Origin of the sequence: Rhizobium sp. IY2, from assembly GCF_047532935.1 — a bacterium.
Classification (GTDB): domain Bacteria; phylum Pseudomonadota; class Alphaproteobacteria; order Rhizobiales; family Rhizobiaceae; genus Rhizobium; species Rhizobium anhuiense.
Genome location: NZ_JBLKNU010000024.1, coordinates 1 through 19,486, shown reverse-complemented (window position 1 = coordinate 19,486; position 19,486 = coordinate 1). Strand labels below are relative to the sequence as shown.

Annotated in this window: 14 protein-coding genes and 1 pseudogene; 9 read left to right on the top strand and 6 right to left on the bottom strand. The window is 61.5% G+C overall.

Annotated elements, in window-relative coordinates; translation table 11 throughout:
* Positions 1–18 precede the first annotated feature (18 nt).
* Together ACMUVN_RS32860 and ACMUVN_RS32855 are read left to right on the top strand one after the other, a co-directional pair.
* Complete coding sequence (locus ACMUVN_RS32860) at positions 19–3,075, top strand: FAD-binding and (Fe-S)-binding domain-containing protein (RefSeq protein ID WP_414816028.1); 3,057 nt, start codon at positions 19–21, stop codon at positions 3,073–3,075.
* 45 nt (positions 3,076–3,120) lie between these two features.
* Entirely contained in the window at positions 3,121–3,852 is a 732-nt protein-coding gene (locus tag ACMUVN_RS32855) for a FadR/GntR family transcriptional regulator (RefSeq protein ID WP_097631694.1), read from the top strand.
* Between the two features lie 55 nt (positions 3,853–3,907).
* On the opposite strand, the gene ACMUVN_RS32850 is transcribed toward ACMUVN_RS32855, so the two are convergent.
* Genes ACMUVN_RS32850 through ACMUVN_RS32825 form a run of 6 tightly spaced genes read right to left on the bottom strand, consistent with a single transcriptional unit; the run spans position 3,908 to position 12,611 of the window.
* On the bottom strand, positions 3,908–5,593 hold the full coding sequence (locus ACMUVN_RS32850) for a thiamine pyrophosphate-binding protein (RefSeq protein WP_097631695.1): 1,686 nt from the start codon (positions 5,591–5,593) through the stop codon (positions 3,908–3,910).
* Positions 5,594–5,615: 22 nt separating this feature from the next.
* Positions 5,616–6,809, bottom strand: coding sequence for an NAD(P)/FAD-dependent oxidoreductase (locus tag ACMUVN_RS32845; protein ID WP_097631696.1), 1,194 nt, complete (start codon positions 6,807–6,809; stop codon positions 5,616–5,618).
* Between the two features lie 9 nt (positions 6,810–6,818).
* Positions 6,819–7,631: an NAD-dependent epimerase/dehydratase family protein gene (locus tag ACMUVN_RS32840; protein WP_047618800.1), complete on the bottom strand. Its 813-nt coding sequence runs from the start codon at positions 7,629–7,631 to the stop codon at positions 6,819–6,821.
* 12 nt (positions 7,632–7,643) lie between these two features.
* Positions 7,644–8,855, bottom strand: a complete 1,212-nt coding sequence (locus tag ACMUVN_RS32835) for a pyridoxal phosphate-dependent aminotransferase (protein WP_179869575.1) — start codon at positions 8,853–8,855, stop codon at positions 7,644–7,646.
* Positions 8,852–10,519 carry a hydantoinase B/oxoprolinase family protein gene (locus ACMUVN_RS32830; protein ID WP_132575032.1) on the bottom strand — a complete coding sequence of 556 codons (1,668 nt, stop codon included), beginning with the start codon at positions 10,517–10,519 and terminating at the stop codon, positions 8,852–8,854. The genes ACMUVN_RS32835 and ACMUVN_RS32830 overlap by 4 nt, the downstream gene beginning before the upstream one ends.
* 10 nt (positions 10,520–10,529) lie before the next feature.
* Positions 10,530–12,611: a hydantoinase/oxoprolinase family protein gene (locus ACMUVN_RS32825; RefSeq protein WP_183906056.1), complete on the bottom strand. Its 2,082-nt coding sequence runs from the start codon at positions 12,609–12,611 to the stop codon at positions 10,530–10,532.
* Between the two features lie 307 nt (positions 12,612–12,918).
* Between ACMUVN_RS32825 and ACMUVN_RS32820 the strand changes: the two genes are divergently transcribed.
* From ACMUVN_RS32820 to ACMUVN_RS32790, 7 genes and pseudogenes are all read left to right on the top strand, one after another.
* A complete protein-coding gene (locus ACMUVN_RS32820) occupies positions 12,919–14,034 on the top strand; it encodes an ABC transporter substrate-binding protein (protein WP_029868369.1) in 1,116 nt (371 codons plus the stop codon).
* 77 nt (positions 14,035–14,111) lie between these two features.
* Positions 14,112–15,029: an ABC transporter permease subunit gene (locus ACMUVN_RS32815; RefSeq protein WP_028755661.1), complete on the top strand. Its 918-nt coding sequence runs from the start codon at positions 14,112–14,114 to the stop codon at positions 15,027–15,029.
* 17 nt (positions 15,030–15,046) lie between these two features.
* On the top strand, positions 15,047–16,357 hold the full coding sequence (livM, locus tag ACMUVN_RS32810) for a high-affinity branched-chain amino acid ABC transporter permease LivM (protein WP_183906057.1): 1,311 nt from the start codon (positions 15,047–15,049) through the stop codon (positions 16,355–16,357).
* Positions 16,354–17,172, top strand: coding sequence for an ABC transporter ATP-binding protein (locus ACMUVN_RS32805; RefSeq protein WP_183906058.1), 819 nt, complete (start codon positions 16,354–16,356; stop codon positions 17,170–17,172). The genes livM and ACMUVN_RS32805 overlap by 4 nt, the downstream gene beginning before the upstream one ends.
* Positions 17,169–17,903, top strand: coding sequence for an ABC transporter ATP-binding protein (locus tag ACMUVN_RS32800; RefSeq protein ID WP_183906059.1), 735 nt, complete (start codon positions 17,169–17,171; stop codon positions 17,901–17,903). Before ACMUVN_RS32805 ends, ACMUVN_RS32800 begins: the two co-directional genes overlap by 4 nt.
* 14 nt (positions 17,904–17,917) lie before the next feature.
* A complete protein-coding gene (locus ACMUVN_RS32795) occupies positions 17,918–19,348 on the top strand; it encodes an aldehyde dehydrogenase family protein (protein ID WP_183906060.1) in 1,431 nt (476 codons plus the stop codon).
* Between the two features lie 9 nt (positions 19,349–19,357).
* A pseudogene (locus tag ACMUVN_RS32790) lies at positions 19,358–19,486 on the top strand (electron transfer flavoprotein subunit beta/FixA family protein); the annotation flags it as partial.

The window sequence follows — 19,486 nt, the reverse complement described above, 5'->3', positions numbered from 1 at the left end:
CATTCTGAAGGTTTCGCAATGATTCCACGCCTCCGGCCGCATGGTTCAATCCCCCTTCCTCCTGCAGGATTCTTCCAGCGGCTCATCGAGGCGGGGTTCGATGGCGACATCGAAACCGGCGCGGCGAGCCGGACTGTTTTTTCGACCGACAACTCCATCTATCAGATCGAGCCGACCGGCATCCTTTTCCCCCGAGGCGTCGAAGACCTGCAGATCACGGCGGCCGTCTTGTCGGAGCCGGCTTTTCGCGGGATCACCGTCGCGCCGCGCGGCGGCGGAACCGGCACGAACGGCCAATCTCTCACATCGGGCATCGTCGTCGACTGCTCGCGACACATGAATTCCATTCTCGAAATCGACCCGGTCAGGAGAATTGCCCGCGTCCAGGCGGGCGTGGTCAAGGATCAACTGAACCAGGCTTTAAAGCCTTACGGCCTGTTTTTTGCGCCTGAACTCTCCACCTCCAATCGCGCCACCATCGGCGGCATGGTTTCCACCGATGCCTGCGGCCAGGGGTCATGCCTCTACGGCAAGACCAGCAACCATGTACTGGGATTGCGCATCGTGCTTGTAGATGGCTCCGACTGGTGGTCGCGCCCGCTCGATCCGGAGGCGTTCACGGAGATCGTCGCGCGCCAGGACCGTGTCGGCGAGATCCACAGGACAGTCGAGCGGATCGCGCGGGAAAAGCGCGACCGGATCGCCGAGATCTTTCCGAAACTCAACCGCTACATGACCGGCTACGACCTCGCTCACATCTTCCGCAGCGACGGGCGCTTCGACCTCAATGCCATCCTCTGCGGCTCGGAGGGAACGCTGGCGATGATCGCCGAAGCCGAACTCAACCTTCTGCCGATCCCCGCCCATGCGGCCCTGATCAACATCCGCTACGGCGACTTCAACACCGCCTTGGAGGATGCCCGCAGCCTCGTGGCGCTGAACGTCGCCTCGGTGGAAACGGTAGACGAAAAGGTTCTCGGCCTCGCCAGAGGCGACATCGTCTGGACCGGCATTGCCCGCTTTTTTCCGGACGACGCGGGCGGAGCGACCAACGGCATCAATATCGCCGAAGTGCTGGCCGACGATGAAGCCGAACTCGAACGCAAACTCGCCGAGGTGACTGCAGCGCTTGCCACAGGCCCAAATGCGCGTCACCTGGGTTATACGATCGCGCGGGATCATGCCGAGGTCGAGGCGATCTGGTCGATGCGCAAACGGGCGGTCGGCCTGCTTGGCAATGTCGATGGCCCGGTCAGGCCCGTCGCCTTCGTCGAGGATACCGCCGTACCGCCGGAGAATCTCGCGCCCTATATCCGTGAGTTCCGCGCGCTTCTCGATGGCGCGGGCCTTTCCTACGGCATGTTCGGCCATGTCGATGCCGGCGTCTTGCATGTGCGGCCGGCACTCGACCTTACCCGCGACGACCATATCAAGCTGGTTCGGGAGATCAGCGACGCCGTCGTAGCGCTGACGCGCAAATATGGCGGCGTGCTCTGGGGAGAGCACGGCAAAGGCGTGCGTTCCGAATATGTGCCGGAATTTTTCGGCGATCTCTATCCCAGCCTGCAGGAGATCAAACGGGCTTTCGATCCGGAAACCCGCCTCAACCCAGGCAAGATCGCAGCCCCGTCCGGCCAGGCGCTGCTGAAGATCGACGACGTGCCGCTGCGGGGAGAGACCGACCGCGTCATCGGCAACGAGATCCGCTCGGCCTTCGACAACGCCGCCTATTGCAACGGCAACGGCGCCTGTTTCGATTTCGAAGACACCAGCCCCATGTGCCCCTCCTACAAGGCGACACGCGATCGGCGCTTTTCGCCCAAGGGCCGCGCAGCTTTGATGCGGGAATGGCTGAAGCTGCTTGCCGAGAAGGGCATCGATGCTCGCGAGGAGGCAAAACGCTTGCGGCGGAGCGGTCCGCTGGCGAACCTGGCGCGGCGCGCCTTCAACTCGCTGAACCCCCAAAATCGTGACGACTTTTCCCATGAGGTCCGCGCTGCGATGGACACCTGTCTGGCGTGCAAAGCCTGCGCGGGGCAATGTCCGGTGAAAGTCAGCGTCCCGGCCTTCCGCTCCAAATTCCTCGAACTTTATTACGGACGCTACCTCCGTCCGCTGAAGGATCCGCTCGTCGCCGCCATCGAGACCACCCTGCCCCTGGTTCAGCGGATACGACCTGCCTATAACCTTATCGTCAGCACGCGCGCCGGCAGGATGATGATGCGCGTCGCCGGACTGACGTCCCTGCCCCGCCTGCCGCAGATCTCTCTGGCGAAAGAGGCCGCCCGCCTTGGGGTACCGCTTGCGACCCCGTCGCGGATCGAGGCCTTGTCGCCGCGCCAGAGGGGGCAGAGCGTTATCTTCGTCGCCGATGCGTTTACCGCCTATTTCGATCCTGAGGTCGCCCTCGCCGCAATCAGGCTTGCGCGGAAAATGGGGCTCTCGCCCTTCCTCGCCGCGTCCCACGTTAATGGCAAAGCGCTGCACGTTCATGGCTATCTCGGACGTTTCGAGGCTGCGGCCGAGCGGACCGCGTGCTATCTCCAGCGGCTGGATGAAGCGGGTGTAGCGCTGGTCGGGCTCGATCCGTCGATGACGCTCGCCTTTCGCAGCGAATACAAGGGCATGCTGAAGGCGGCTATTCTTCTTCCGCAGGAATGGCTGGTCACCAATCTTGACCGGCTTGCCGCGTCACCCTCCTCCGCCAAGGGTAAAAACTTCCGGCTGATGGCCCATTGCACCGAACGCACCAATGCGCCCTCTTCCGTTGCACAATGGAAACAAGTGTTCGCAAGCCTCGGCATCGACCTTCAGGCGGCACAAACGGGGTGTTGCGGAATGGCCGGCACCTTTGGCCACGAGGCCCGCAACCGGCCGATCTCCGAGCGCCTTTATGCGATGAGCTGGAAGCCGGAGGTCGATGCATCAGGCGATACCGACAGTCTCATGGCCACCGGATATTCGTGCCGCTCCCAGGTGAAGGAAATCGACAACAAACGCATCCCGCACCCCTTTCAGGTCATCGATAAGATAATGTCTGAAAACCCCGGCATCCCGCAATCAGACGTGGCATGATATGTGATATGTGCTAAATCTGATCGTGAAAATCGGAGCAACCCTGTGTCAATCATCACGCAACGAGGCAATCTCGCGGAAATCGTCGTTGCGAAGCTGATGGAACGGATCGATTCCGGTCTTTATGCCCCCGGCGAGAAAATTCCGTCAAGTGCGCAGCTGTGCGAAGAGTTCGGCGTTTCCCGAACCGTCATTCGCGAGGCGCTCACCTCCCTCAAGGTGGGCGGACGGGTGACGGCGCGACAGGGTGCCGGGGTCTATGTCAGCGAGAAGGACGCAAAGACCCTCAATTTCGAGATCAGCCGCATCGAGGACATTCGCTCGGCGATGCAGATCCTGGAGTTGCGACTCGGCGTCGAGATCCAATCCGTTGCCCTTGCAGCGTCGAGGCGCACGCCGGAGGCGCTGGCAGAAATTGCCCGCGCCTATGACAACCTTGAAAACCTGGTGACGGACGATGCCGAGGTCGAGGCCCGCGCTGACTTCGAGTTTCATCTTGCGATCGCCCGCGCCACCCGCAATCCCCACTTCCCGAGTTTTCTGGAAGCGGTGATAGAGAGCATCAATTTCGAACTCGTGCTCAAACATCGCCAATCGGCGCGCGGCTACAGCACCTACCTGAAGAAGATCAACAAGGAACACGCCGCTATTCTGGCCGCGATCACCCAAGGCGATGCCAAGGCTGCCAAGGCCGCGCTGATCATCCATCTGGAGGAAAGCCTCCATCGCTACCGCACGATGCTCAATGAGCCGGCGAGCAGCGAAACAGAGGATTGATGGGCACCGCCTGCTTTTCAGGCGGTGCGTTTTCCTGCGATCACTTTCCCAGCAATCACTTTCCCTGGGCGATCGCCTGATCGCGAATTTGCGTCAGGGTCATTTTCGGCGTCAGCGCTTCCGGGTCGATCCGGATTTCGATGAGACCCGGCTTGCCTGACGCTTCGCAGCGTTCGAAGGCGCCGGCGAAGTGCTCGGTCTTTTCCACGGTCTCGCCGTGGAGGCCATAGGACCGCGCCAGCGCTGCAAAATCCGGGTTCGTCAGGCCGGTGCCGGAGACACGGCCGGGATAGCTGCGCTCCTGATGCATGCGGATCGTGCCATACATGCCGTTGTTGATGACGAGAAAGATCACCCGAGCGTCATACTGCATGGCGGTTGCAAGTTCCTGACCGTTCATCAGGAAACATCCGTCGCCGGCAAAGGCAACCACCGTGCGCGCGGGATCGGTGATCTTGGCGGCGATCGCCGCCGGTACGCCGTAGCCCATGGAACCGTTCGTCGGTCCGAGCTGGGTGCGGAAGGTGCGGTACTGATAGAAGCGATGCGCCCAGGCGGAATAGTTGCCGGCGCCGGTGGTCAGGATGGCGTCGGGCTTGAGATGGCCGCGCAGCCATTCCATGATGTCGCCCATCTGCACGGGACCCGGCACCTCGGGATGCGCGAGGTTTTCGAGGTAGTCGGCATGAGCCGTTCTGGTCCAGTCCTTCCACACCGGCGCAGATGATGGATTCAACTTTGCCGCCTGCGACAGGAAACCCGCAACGCTGGCATTGATCGGCAATCGCGCGTGATAAACGCGCCCCAATTCTTCCGCGCCCGGATGGATATGAACGAGCAACTGCTTCGGCACTGGAATGTCGATCAGCGTGTAGGCGCCCGTCGTCATCTCCCCGAGACGGGCACCGATGGAGATCAGCAGGTCGCAATCCTTCACATGGCGGATCAGCTTCGGCCCTGCGGCAAGGCCAAGATCGCCGGCATAATTCTCATGCCTATTGTCGAACAGATCCTGGCAGCGAAAGGACGCGGCGATCGGCAGGCTGAAGGCTTCCGAGAACGCCTTCAGGTCGACAACAGCCTGCTGCGTCCAGCCGCCGCCGCCAACGACGACCATCGGGCGCTTCGCCTCGGAGAGAAGGCCGAGCAATTCTTCGAATTGCGGTTCGCCGGCAAAGGCCTCGACCTTCTTGTAAGTCGGGGTGTCGGCGACATCGACCATATCGGTCAGCATGTCTTCCGGAAGAGCGACGACCACCGGCCCGGGCCGACCGTTGACGGCTCTGTGGAATGCCTGACTGATGAGTTCGGGAATGCGGGCGGCATCCTCGATCTCGACGACCCACTTCGCCATCTGGCCGAACATGCGGCGATAATCGATCTCCTGGAACGCTTCGCGCTCCATCTGGTCGCGCGCCACCTGGCCGATGAACAGGATCATCGGTGTCGAATCCTGGAAAGCCGTATGCACACCGACGGAAGCGTTGGTCGCGCCCGGCCCGCGGGTCACGAAGCAGATGCCGGGTTTGCCGGTCATCTTGCCGTAGGCTTCCGCCATATAGGCAGCCCCGCCTTCCTGCCGGCAGACGATGAATTCAATGGCATCTTCCATGTCGTGAAAGGCGTCGAGGGCGGCAAGATAACTTTCGCCCGGCACGCCGAACACGCGCTCGACACCGTGGATGCGCAAGGCATCGACGAGCACCTGGCCGCCGCTGCGCTTCAATGTCTCATTTCTCATCGGGAGCCCCTCTCCTTGTGCGTTAAATGACGGCGTCTTCGAGGAAGGGCCGGTTTGCCGTCACTCGTTCGTAGCCGAATGGCGAAAGATCGAGCGTCTTGAAGCCGCCATAGGCAATCAGTTCCGAGAGACCCCGTCCCATCGCCGGCGATTGCTGGAGACCGTGCCCCGAAAAGCCGTTTGCGAAGAGGAAATTGCTGACCTCAGTATGCGGTCCGAGGACGACATTGTGATCGAGGGTGCAATAGTCGTAGTGGCCAGCCCAGGAATTGACGACCTTGATCGCTTCAAAGGCCGGAACCCGGTTCGCCATGATCGGCCAGATTTCCTCATCGAATTCGTCGTGCATGACGTCGAAATCGTTGGGATCGACCTCCGGATCGTGCTTGGGATAGGTACCCATCAGATAGAATTTGCCCTCGGGCCGGAAGAAAACGCCGGTGGGGTCGATCGTCAGGCCGACCTTTCCTTCGAGCGGTGTGCGGCAATCGACGACGAACAGCGAGCGTCGGCGTGGCTCGACGGGAACGTCGAGCCCGGCCATGCGGGCGACCTTTTTACCGTTGGTGCCCGATGTGTTGACCATCGTGCCGCAAGCGATCGTCTGGCCGCTCTTCGTCGACACGGAAACCATGCGGTCTCCCTCTCTGTTGACGGCAACGACTTCGTCTTCGATATATTCGACGCCCAAAGAGCGCGCTTTCTTGCGGAAGCCCTGCAGCAGGCCGACGCTGTCAAACCAGCCCTCACCCCGTTCGCCGGTGCTGCCGAGCGTCAGCCCTTCCAGGTTCAGCCAGGGAAACCGCCGGCCGAGGCCGCCAGGATCGAGCAGCGTCACATCAGCCCCGCAGGAGATCTGGGTCTCGTGATTGCGCCGGAGAACCTGATCGCCGCGTTCGTCCTCGGCGAGGAACAAATACCCGGCCTCATGAAAACCGATCTCCGGCGTGTCGTCGTCGATGGCGACGTTTTCCTTGAAGTTGCGGATGAACTCCGTCCCGAACTGCGAGACTTTGACATTGATCGCATTCGAGAACTGGTGACGGATGGAGCTGGAAGAGAGCGCGGTGGCCGACCGCTGATAGGTCCAGTCCTTCTCGATCACCAGGACCGATCCGTTGAAATCGGGGTTGGTCGCCAGAAAATATGCCGTCGAACTGCCAACCACTGCACCGCCGACGATCACCACGTCATAGGACGACTTGGAAGCTTGCATCGGTGCGTCTCACTTCTTCTCGTCTTCATAATGGCCGGCAGCCGCAAAGCTGCCGCCCTGGAAGCGCACCGCCGGATCGTTGGGATCGCCTTGTTTCGTCTTCGCAAAGACCTTGTCCGCGTAATCGTCGGCGCTGTCTTCCGGCTTGTATCCAAGCGACGCCGCCGTGCGGTTGTCCCAGAAGGCCTGGCTGTTGTCGGACATGCCATAGGCGACCATGAAGCCGACGCGTTCGGCCGACAGGCTCTTTTCGACGAGCTGGCGGCAATCGCGATAGGAAAGCCAGGTGATGAGATGGCGCCGGTCCGTCGGCTCCGGGAAAGACGAGCCGATGCGCAGGCTCACGGTCTCGATCCCGAACTTGTCGAAATAGTAACGGCCGAGGTTTTCGACGAAGGTCTTCGACACGCCGTAGAGACTGTCGGGGCGGGTCGGTACGTTGCCGTCGATCGTCTCGGTGCGCTCGTAAAACCCGATGGCGTGAACGGAGCTGGCATAGACGATGCGCTTGACGCCATGCTGGCGCGCCGCCTCATAGATGTTGTAGCTGCCGACGATGTTGGCGTTGAGGATGGTGTTCCAGGGAGCTTCCAGCCCCTGACCGCCCATATGAATGATGGCGTCGCAACCCTCCACGGCTTTGGAAACGGCGTCGAAGTCGGAAAGGTCCGCCGGGAAATCTTCCTCGTGCGGCGCGAGGTTGTCGCAGGGCTTGCGTGCGGACAGCCTGACGATCTTGCCGAGCCTTGTTCCGGATTCGCGCAACTGGGTTCCCAGAGCGCCGGCCGCGCCGGTCAGAAGCGTGCGCTGATAATCGGTCATCGAATTTTCCCTTTAGCGAAGTTTAGCCAGTGCATCGGCGGTGCGCTCGATGGCAATGGCAAGATTGTCGCGCGATGTCGCGAAGGAAAGGCGAATATAGGGTTCGACACCGAAAGCGGCACCCGGAACGGTTGCGACCTTGCCTTCCCTGAGGAGATAGGAGGCCAATTCGGTGTCGTTGGAAATCCTGGCGCCGTCGGGCGCCGTCTTGCCGATATAGTGGGCGCATTTCGGAAAGAGGTAGAAGGCCCCTTCCGGTGCCCGCACCTCAAGACCCGGTATCGCGCTGAAGCCCCTTGCGACGAGTTCGCCGCGCGCCTTGTATTCGGCAACCGCTGTCGTCACGAAGTCCTGGGGACCGTTGAGCGCGGCGGCGGCGGCAAACTGGGTGATGGAGGACGGGCAGGTCGTGCTCTGGGACTGAAGCTTGTTGAGGACCCTGGTCAGTTCCCGCGGGCCGGCCGCATAACCGAGGCGCCATCCCGTCATGGCGTAGGCCTTGGATACGCCGTTGATGATGAGCGTGCGGTCCTTCAGCTCCGGGCAAGCGACGACGAAGGACGTGAAGGGCACCTCGCCGCAGACGATATGCTCGTAGATCTCATCCGACATGATCGCCACATGGGGGTGGCGCGCCAGCACCGCGCCAAGCGCCTTCAGTTCGTCCGCCGTATAGATCGCCCCTGTCGGATTGGAGGGAGAGTTGAACAGGAACCACCGCGTCTTCGGCGTGATGGCTGCTTCCAGCCGCTCGGCTGTGATCTTGAAGGCATCCTCGACACCGCAGGGCACGGTTTTGGGAATGCCGCCATGCAGGATGACGATGTCGGTATAGGAGACCCAGTAAGGCGCCGGCACGACCACCTCGTCGCCGGGCTCCAGCGTTGCCAGGAACGCATTGAAGAGTATCTGCTTGGCGCCGTTGCCGATGGAAATCTCATCCATGGCGTAGTCGAGGCCGTTCTCGCGTTTGAACTTGGCGACGATCGCTTCGCGCAGTTCCACCAGTCCGTCCGGCGCGGTATAGCGGGTAAGCCCCTTGCGCATCGCCTCGATCGCCGCCTGGACGATATGATCGGGCGTATCGAAATCGGGCTCGCCGAGCGAGAGGTCGACGACATGCTCTCCCTTGGCCCGCATCGCCTTGGCGGCGATCGACACCGCCATGGACGGCGAGGATTTGATCGTCGCGACGCGCGTGCTTTCGAATGCAATCATATTCATGCCTTGCCTCCCTGGGTCCGGCCCCTGCCGTAGGCTTCAGCCTGTTCTTCGGTGATGTATCCATGCCTCAGGTCGTGTTCGATCGCGTCAGTCGGGCGATTTGCCGGATCGCCGTAACCGCCGCCGCCCGGAAGCGACAGAACGAGGCGCCGGCCTTCCGGCACGAATTGCAGCCCCTTGCCCTTGAGAACCGTACCGTCGTCGAGCGCAACGGCGCCGGCCGTGCCGCTCTGTCCGCCTTCGCGGCCGCGTGCGGGGTGGCCGAGCCTGTCGAACATGGCGGAGAAGCGGAAGCTGAAACCTTCGGCCGCTTCGATCTCGATCATCTGGCCGAGACCGCCGCGTTGCGCGCCGGCACCCCCTGACCCCTCGCGCAACTCCTTGCGCCAGATGATGACGGGGCCGACATTTTCCGTCGCCTCGATCGGCATCGTGTGCACGCCGCTCGGAAAGGCGGTGGCGTTCAAGCCATCGAGAGCGGCACGCGCGCCGGAGCCGCCGGAATTGAACATCAGGATTTCCGCACCCTTGCCGCCGATCTGATCGGAGACGGGGCGCACGCTCATATGCAGGTTCCAGAGTGCGCTGGCACCCTCCGCAGGAACCTGGCCCGGAAGCGCCTGATGCAGCGCGCCGAGCACGAGATCCGGCACGAAATGGCCGAGAACGTGGCGGACGGCGACCGGCGCCGGCCGCTTGGCATTGAGGATGCAGCCTTCCGGCGCCACGACGTCGAAGGGTGCGAGGGAGGCCGCGTTGTTGGGAATTTCCGGCGCCACGACGCATTTGATGCCGTAGCAGGCATAGGCCTTGGCGTAGACGAGCGGCACATTGATGCCGAACTTGCTCATGCCGGAGGTGCCATCGAAATCGACCACGACTCCCTCGGGACCGATGGTAAGTTTTGCGGCGAGATGCACCGGCTCATCATAGCCGTCGAGATCGAGGCTATAATTCCAGGAGCCGTGCGGAAGATTCTTCAGCCGCTCCAGCGTTGCCTCGCGGCTGTGCTTGAGGATGAAGCCGCCGATCGTCGACAAATCAGGAAGATTGAATTCCGTCAGCATGTCGACGAGCCGGCGATGGCCCGTTTCATTGCAGGCGGCGAGCGCATAGAAGTCGCCGACGACCTTATCGTTTTCGCGAACATTGTTGCGCACAATATGGATCAGCGTCCGGTTCAGCTCGCCGCGCTCGAAGAATTTCATGATCGGGATGAAGATGCCCTCTTCATAGACTTCGCGGGCATCCGGGCCGAAACCGCGACCGCCGACATCGACGACATGCGCGGTCGAGGCAAAATAACCGACCAGCTTGCCGTGATGGAAGGAGGGCGTGACGACGGTGATGTCGTGCAGATGGCCCGTTCCCTTCCATGGATCGTTGGTGATATAGACGTCGCCTTCGAAGATATTGTCCGGCCCGATATCAGCAATGAAATGCGCGACGGATTCCGCCATGGCGTTGACGTGGCCGGGCGTGCCGGTAACCGCCTGCGCCAGCATGCGGCCTTCCAGGTCGAAGACGCCGGCCGACAGATCGCCCGCCTCGCGTACGGAGGTGGAGAAGGCCGTGCGGATCAGCGTCTGCGCCTGCTCCTCGACGACGGAGATCAGCCGGTTCCACATGACCTGCATATGGATATCGATCATGGATTGGTTCATGTGACTATCCTCAGATCCGGGTTACGAGAAGGCAGCCATCGCGCTGAACGACGGCCTTGAAAGAGGCGGTGAGAACCGTCGAGGTCTCGCGCTCGACGATGACGGCGGGGCCCTTGACCACGTCGCCGGGCGTCAGGCCGGTACGCTCGTGAATGCCCGCTTCGAGATAGGCGCCCTGCGCAGCCTCGAACAGGCGGCGGGCCTTGCCCGGCTGCACGATGTTGCCTTCGGCGATGGAGGATACGCGCTCCACCGGCGGCAGCGGCGAACTCGCCTTGACCGACCAGCTGACGATCTCGATATCGAGACCCTCGATGGCGCGGCCGAAGAAACGCTCATATTCCTTTTCGAACGAGGCCGCGATCGTCTCAGCACTCGCGGCGTCGAAATTGTCATCGGCAAGCGGGACCGGGATGTCCCAGCCCTGCCCGGCATAACGCATGAACAGCGTGCGTTCGATCACCGGGGAGCCCGCGTCGAGCCCGCCTTCGACGAAGCCCAACGCCTCAGCCTTCATGGCTTGGAGGAGCCGGTTGGCCTCGGAATATTCGAAATTCGACAGGTTGAAGACGGCGCTGCGGACGGACTCATAGCCGAACGGCGCCTTGAGGAATCCGATCGCCGAACCAACGCCGGCGCCCGGCGGAACGAGGAAGGTCGAGATGCCCATTTTTTCACAGAGGCGCGCGGCATGCAGCGGTCCGGCGCCGCCGAAGGTGATCATGGTGAAATCGGAAATGTTCTTGCCGTTCTCGACGGTGTGGACGCGGCCGGCATTGGCCATGTTTTCGTCGACCATTTCGCACGTGCCGTAAGCTGATGCTTCCGGGTCGAGGCCGATGACCGAGCCGATATCGTCGCTCATCGCCCGGCGGCTCGCCTCGACGGAAAGCGGGATCGCGCCGCCCGCGAAATTGGCGGGATCGAGCTTGCCGAGGATCAGGTCCGCATCGGTGACGGTGGGGTTCTTGCCGCCGCGCTGATAACAGGCCGGGCCGGGCTCCGAGGCCGCCGAGTGCGGCCCGACGCGGATCTGGCGCATTGCGTCGACCGAAGCGATCGAACCGCCGCCCGCGCCGATTTCGACCATCTCGACGACGGGGATGGAAATCGGCATGCCGGAGCCCTTGCGGAATCGATAGGTGCGCGCGACTTCGAACGTCTTGGCCGTCTTCGGCACCTGGTTTTCGATCAGGCAGATCTTGGCGGTCGTGCCGCCCATATCGAAGGAAAGAACCGTATCGAGACCATATTGACGGGCGATGTCGGCCGCGAAGATCGCGCCGCCCGCCGGACCGGATTCGACCAGACGCACCGGAAACTCGGAGGCGCTCTCGACCGAGACGATCCCGCCGCCGGAATGGATCATGAAGACCGGGCAGCCGACGCCGATATCCTTCAGCGACACGACGAGACGGTCGAGATAGGATTTGATCGCCGGCTTGACATAGGCATTGGCGCAAACCGTGTTGAAGCGCTCGAACTCGCGCATCTGCGGCGAAACTTCCGACGAGATCGAAACGGAAATGCCGGGAAGGCGCTTCAGGATCGCATCGCGGACGGCGACTTCGTGCGCGCCATTCGCATAGGCATGAATGAAGCCGACCGCGACGCTTTCATAGCCGCCTTCGGCGACCTTCTCGACGACGGCTGCGACCGAAGCCTCATCCAGAGCGAGCAGAACCTTGCCCTGCGCATCGATACGCTCACGCACGACGAATCGGTCGGCGCGGGCAATGAGCGCCGGCGGCAGGGAGATATTGAGATCATACTGCTCGAAACGGTTCTCGGTGCGCATCTCGAGCACGTCACGAAAACCTTCCGTCGTCACGAAGGCGGTTTTGGCGCCGCGCCGCTCGATGAGCGCATTGGTGGCGAGCGTCGTGCCATGAATCAGGATGCCGATCTCTGAAAGAGCGATATCCGCCATGTCGGCGACGGCCTTCACGCCCTTGAGGATCGCCCGCTCCGGTGCCGTATAATCCGTCAGGATCTTCGTCGAGTGAAGCGTCCCATCGAGGTCGAGAGCGATATCCGTAAAGGTGCCGCCGATATCGACGCCCACCCGGCAGTTTCGTGGCGTGCTGCTCACCGTCTTGTTCCCCGCTTTCTTAACGTTGGAGGCCGCGCTCGCGCGGCCATGCGCCGTGCCATTCTTCACTGTTGCAAACGACACTGCAACATTTCCGCTTGACGATCTTCGTATATGTCACTTATCATATAAGTGTCAATTAAGAAAAGGATCGAAAATCTCGAAATCCGCTCTTCTCCGCAACGTCGGTAAAGATAAATTATCCAATAGAAATAATAGCTTCGCCATTAGCGCGAAGCACGAACGCGGACTGAACCGCGTCGAGAACCACTAAAAACCAGAGAGCTTCAACCAGAGGGAAAAGCACATGAAATCCATCTCGAAACTTCTGAGCGCCACCGCTGTGGCCTCCGCCTTGCTGTTTTCCAGCGCTTTGGCCGCCGACACGGTCAAGATCGGCGTCGCCGGCCCCTATACCGGCGCCAATGCGACCTTCGGCGAGCAGGTGTTCAGCGGCGTGTCCGCCTATGTCAGCGACGTCAATGCGTCGGGCGGCATCAATGGCAAGAAGATTGAACTGGTGAAGGGTGACGACGCCTGCGAACCGAAGCAGGCCGTTGCCGTCGCCAATCGTTTCGTCGATCAGGACAAGGTCCAGGCCGTGATCGGGCATTTCTGCTCGTCCAACACGATCCCCGCTTCGGAAATCTACAATGATGCCGGCATCCTCGAAATGACGCCGTCCTCGACCAATCCGACCGTCACCGATCGCGGTTTCGACAATCTGTTCCGTGGCTGCGGCCGTGATGACCAGCAGGCCGTCGTCGCCGGCAGCTTCATTCTGGATACGCTGAAGCGGGACAAGATCGCGCTCATCCACGACAAGGACACCTATGGCCAGGGCCTGGTGGACGCCGTCAAGAAGACGATCGAAGCACGCGGAATCAAGCCGGTGATGTACGAAGGCCTGACCCGTGGCGAACGTGACTTCAACGCGCTCGTCACCAAGATCAAGAGCTCCGGCGCCAATGCCGTTTATTTCGGCGGTCTCATTCCCGAAGGCGGTCCGTTGATCCGCCAGCTGAAGGAACAGGGTGTCGACGTAGTCGTCGTCAGCGGCGATGCTTTCGCGCAGACGGAACTCGTCGCAGCCGCCGGCGGGCCTGAGAATCTGAAGAACGTCTATTATTCGGCGACGCCCGATCCGCTGGCCGATCCCTCCACGCAGGGCGTCCAGGATGCGCTGAAGAAAGCCAACATCACGCCGGCCAACTACGTGCTCTATGGCTACGCCAATGCGCAGGCCATCGTCGCTGCGCTGAAGGCCGGCGACGAGCTGAAGGCCCAGGCCGACTATCTCCGCAACAACACGGTCGATTCTGCCATCGGCAAAATCACCTGGGACGCCAAGGGCGACATCAAGGACTTCAAGTTCGTCTTCTACAACTTCGACGACAAGGGAACCCCTGTCTTGGTGAAGTAAGGCATTTTGCCCGAGTTGGCCGGACCGCAAGGTTCGGCCGGCTTATCCATCCCCGAAAACCATAAGAGGGGTTCACCATGGACTTTTACATCCTGGTTCAACAATTGTTCAATGGCATCACGCTGGGGACGATCTACGGTCTGATCGCGGTCGGATACACCATGGTCTACGGCGTCATCCGGATGATCAACTTCGCCCATGGCGACGTCTATATGGTATCGGCCTATATCGCCGCCATCACACTCGCCGTGCTTGGCTATTTCGGCGTTCAGTCGGTTCCCTTCGCCTTGATATCCGTGCTGGTGATCAGCTGCGCGATCACGGCCGTCTATGGCTGGGTGATCGAACGCGTCGCCTATCGGCCGCTTCGCGGCTCGACCAAGCTTGCTCCGCTGATATCGGCCATCGGCATCTCCTTGATGCTGCAGAGCTATGTCCAGATCGCTCAGGGCGCACGCGACCAGGGCGTGCCGACACTCATCCAGGGTGCGTTTCGCATCGGTGGCGATGTCCACTTCGCACAGATCACCTATATGCAGACGGTGATCCTGTTCGCGTCGCTGATCGCCATGGGCATACTGACCTATGTGATCAACTACACCAGGATCGGCCGCGAATGCCGTGCCACCCAGCAGAATATCCGGATCTCCGCGATACTGGGGGTGAACACCGACCGGATCATTTCGACCGTCTTTGTCATGGGCGCGGCCACGGCCGCCGTCGGCGGCACGCTCGTCACCTTCAATTACGGCTCCTTCAACTTTTTCATCGGCTTCGTGATGGGCATCAAGGCCTTCACGGCCGCAGTGCTCGGCGGGATCGGTTCACTGCCCGGCGCCGTGCTCGGCGGTATCGTCCTCGGCCTGACCGAGGCTCTGTTCGCAGGCTATGTCAGCACCGACTACAAGGACGTCTTCGCCTTTGCGTTGCTCATCACCCTCCTGTTTTTCCGACCGTATGGCCTGCTTGGCCGGCCGGAAATCCAGAAAGTCTGAGAGAGGAGCAAGAAACCATGGAATCCAACCGCCTTCGCGCGCTCGTCAGGCAAGCGCTCCTCACCTTTACGGTCTCCCTCATCCTGTTCGGCCCGATCTCGGGACTGGTGCTCGAAGGATTTTCGTTCACCAACGAACTGATGCGCGCGGTGTTGCTGGCTGCCGTCGTCACGGCAGGACGCCTAGCACTCTCGCTGTTCCAGATGAGCAGCGTCGGCCGAAAACTCACCCGGCGCATCGCAGGCAACGGTGCCGGCGTGACCGTCATGACCGGCAAGGAAAGGTCGCCGGCGCTGCTCCTTGCCGTGCTGTTTCTCGCAGGGCTGAGCCTGCCGTTTTTTGCCGACAAATACCTCCTGGGTATCGCGATCCTCGCCCTGATCTATTGCCTGCTCGGCCTGGGGCTCAACATCGTCGTCGGGCTTGCTGGCCTGCTCGATCTTGGCTACGTCGCCTTCTACGCCGTCGGCGCCTATCTCCTGGCGCTCGGATCGCAATATCTCGGCATCGGGTTCTGGGGCGCTCTGGTGCTCGCCCCATTCCTGGCCGGCCTCTTCGGCATGGTCCTCGCCTTTCCCGTTCTCAGGATGCATGGCGACTACCTTGCCATCGTCACGCTCGGATTCGGCGAGATCATTCGTCTTGTGCTGAACAACTGGCTTGATTTCACCGGCGGGCCGAACGGCGCTCCGGTTCCGGCACCGACCTTCCTCGGCCTCGAATTCACTCGTACCGCCAAACAGGGCGGCGTTCCCATTCATGAATATCTGGGCATCCCCTACAGCGCGGACTACCGGTTCTGGTTTCTCTATTTCGTGCTGTTTCTTGTCGTCTGCTTCGTCATCTACGCCGTAGAGCGGCTGCGCGTCATCCCTCTCGGCCGCATGTGGGAAGCGCTGCGCGAAGACGAGATCGCCTGTCGTTCGCTCGGCGTCAATCATGTCTTCACAAAGCTGACGGCCTTCATGCTGGGCGCCTCCACGGGCGGCCTCGCCGGCGTCTTCTTTGCCGCGCAGCAGGGTTTTGTGAACCCGACATCCTTCACCTTCTTCGAATCCGCCCTCATCCTGGCGATCGTCGTCCTCGGTGGCCTTGGGTCGACGGCCGGCGTCATCTCGGCAGCGCTCGTTCTCACCATTCTTCCGGAACTTCTGCGCGAATTCGCCGAATACCGCGTTCTCGTCTTCGGCATTCTGATGGTGGTGATGATGATCTGGAAACCGCGCGGCCTGGTCCGCATCAAGCGCCCGGCCTTCTTTCCGAGCTCGATGAAAGAAGGCATCGGCACCGAACTGGCCTTTGAGGGCAAGGCGGAGGCAGGACGATGAACGGACCTATCCTCGACGTGCAGAATGTCACGATGCGGTTCGGCGGCATCGTCGCCAACCGGGACGTCAGCTTCTCGGTCGAACGCGGCGCGGTGACCGCCCTGATCGGCCCCAACGGCGCCGGCAAGACGACGATGTTCAACTGCATCACCGGCTTCTATCGCGCCAGCGAAGGCCGTATCATGCTGAACGGACGCGATGGCCCGACCGATATCGGCCAGTTGGTGACGAAACCGGTTACCGGCGGCTCGCACCTCGTGACACGCGCCGGGATTGCCAGGACGTTCCAGAACATCCGCCTGTTCAAGGAAATGTCGGTCATCGAGAACCTTCTGATCGCCCAGCACCTCACCACCCGTAACAACATTCTCAGCGGCGTTTTTCGGACCGGAGCGTTTCGTAGAGCCGAGGGAGAAGCCATCGACCGGGCCTATTACTGGCTCGGGCAGATGAAGCTTGCCGACGATGCCAACCGCCTGGCCGGCGAACTGCCTTACGGCCGGCAGCGCCGGGTCGAAATCGCCCGCGCCATGTGCACAGGCCCGAGCCTCATATGCCTCGACGAACCGGCCGCGGGCTTGAACCCCTCCGAAACGCTGGATCTGGCGGAAGTCATCCAGCGGCTCTGTGCCGATCACGATCAGACGGTTCTCGTCATCGAACACGACATGGGCCTCGTCATGCGCATTTCGAACCACATCGTCGTGCTCGATCATGGCGAGGTGATCTCCGACGGCACGCCTGAGCATGTCGCCAATGATCCGGCCGTCGTCGCCGCTTATCTCGGGGTCAGCGAAGAAGAGGTATCAGCATGAACCAGTCGTCCGACACGCAGGTACCGCTTCTCGAATTCGCCGGCGTCCATGCCCATTACGGCGCGGTCGAAGCGTTGAAGGCGGTAAACGTCCACATCTCCGCCGGGGAGATCGTCAGCCTGATCGGCGCAAACGGCGCCGGCAAGACCACGCTGCTTTCCTCCATTTTCGGCGCGCCGCGCGCCTCATCGGGCAAGATCCTGCATCGTGGCGAAGATATCTCCCATATGCCGACCAGTAGGATTTCCCGGCGCGGCATCGCACTCGTTCCGGAAGGCCGGCAGATCTACCAGGAGATGTCCGTCGAGGAGAATATGATGATGGGCACGACGCCGATCGGCATGGCCCATTTCGAAGAAGACCGGAACACCATGTTCGAACTCTTTCCGCGTCTCAAGGAGCGTCGAAACCAGACCGCCGGCACCATGTCCGGCGGCGAACAGCAGATGCTCGCCATCGCCCGCGCCATGATGGCGCGGCCCGAATTGATCCTGTTCGACGAACCCTCGCTCGGCCTGGCGCCGTTGATCGTCAAGCGCGTTTTCGAGGTTTTGCGGGAAATCGCTGCAATGGGCAAAACGATATTTCTCGTCGAGCAAAACGCCAATCACGCCTTGAAGCTCTCCCAGCGGGCCTATGTCATGGTCAACGGCCGCATTCATCTCTCCGGCGAGAGCGCCGCCCTTCTCGACAACCAAGACGTCCGCAAGGCCTATCTCGGACTGCACTGAACTCAGGGATTTCCATGCTGCACAAGAACCTGATCGCCGGGGAATGGGTTGCCGGCGACGCTTCGACGAACATAAACCCGTCCAACACCCAAGACGTCGTCGGCGAATTTTCCCGCGCCGGCGCCGATGACGTCAGGGCCGCCATCGCGGCCGCGAAGTCTGCTTTGCCAGCATGGTCCCAATCGCCGATCCTGGTGCGCCATGCCGTTCTGAAGAAGACCGGCGACGAGATATTGGCGCGCAAGGAGGAGTTCGGACGCCTGCTGGCCCGCGAGGAAGGCAAGACCTTGCCCGAGGCAATCGGCGAAGTCACCCGCGCCGGCCAGATCTTCGATTTCTTTGCGGGCGAGGTTCTCAGGCTGTCGGGAGAAACGCTGCCCTCGGTTCGCCCCGGCGTCGGCATCGACATCACCCGCGAACCGGTCGGCGTCGTCGGGGTGATCACGCCCTGGAACTTTCCGATCGCCATCCCCGCCTGGAAGATCGCGCCGGCCCTTGCCTATGGCAATACCGTCGTCCTGAAACCCGCGGATCTCGTGCCGGGCTCGGCCTGGTCCCTGGTCGAGATCCTTCATCGGGCGGGCGCGCCGGCCGGTGTCGTCAATCTCGTCATGGGACGCGGCAGCGTGGTCGGCCAGACGATGCTCGACAGCCCCGATATCAACGCCCTGACCTTTACCGGGTCGGCAGCGACAGGAAAACGTGTCGCGCTCGCGTCGATCGAGCATAATCGCAAGTTCCAGCTGGAGATGGGCGGCAAGAACCCCTTCGTGATCCTTGACGATGCCGATCTCGAGGTCGCCGTCGAGGCGGCCGCCAATTCGTCATTCTTCTCCACCGGCCAGCGTTGCACGGCATCCTCACGGCTGATCGTGACGGAAGGCATTCACGACCGCTTCGTGGCGGCACTTACCAGACGTCTTGAGGGGCTTGTCGTCGACGATGCTCTGAAGAGCGGCACGCATATCGGTCCCGTCGTCGACGAAGGCCAGTTGAGGCAGGACACCGACTATATCGATATCGGCCAACAGGAAGGCGCAAGGCTCGCCTTCGGCGGCAACAGGCTGGAACGGGCGACACCCGGCTTCTATCTCGAACCCGCACTTTTCACCGAAGCGACGAACCAGATGCGGATCGCGCGGGAGGAAATCTTCGGCCCGGTCGCCGCCGTCATCCGGGTGAAGGATTACGACGAGGCGCTCGCCGTCGCCAATGATACCAGCTTCGGCCTCTCCTCCGGGATCGCCACCACCAGCTTGAAACATGCGACGCATTTCAAGCGCAATGCCGAAGCCGGCATGGTCATGGTCAATCTGCCGACGGCCGGTGTCGATTTCCACGTGCCGTTCGGCGGCCGCAAGGGCTCGTCCTTCGGCCCGCGCGAACAGGGCCGATATGCCGCGGAATTCTACACCTCGGTCAAAACCGCCTATACGCTTGCATAGGGAAAACCCATGAAGATACTCGTCCCAGTCAAACGGGTTGTCGACTACAACGTGAAGATCCGGGTTCGTCCGGATGGCACGGGTGTCGAGCTTGCCAATGTGAAGATGTCGATGAACCCGTTCGACGAGATCTCGGTG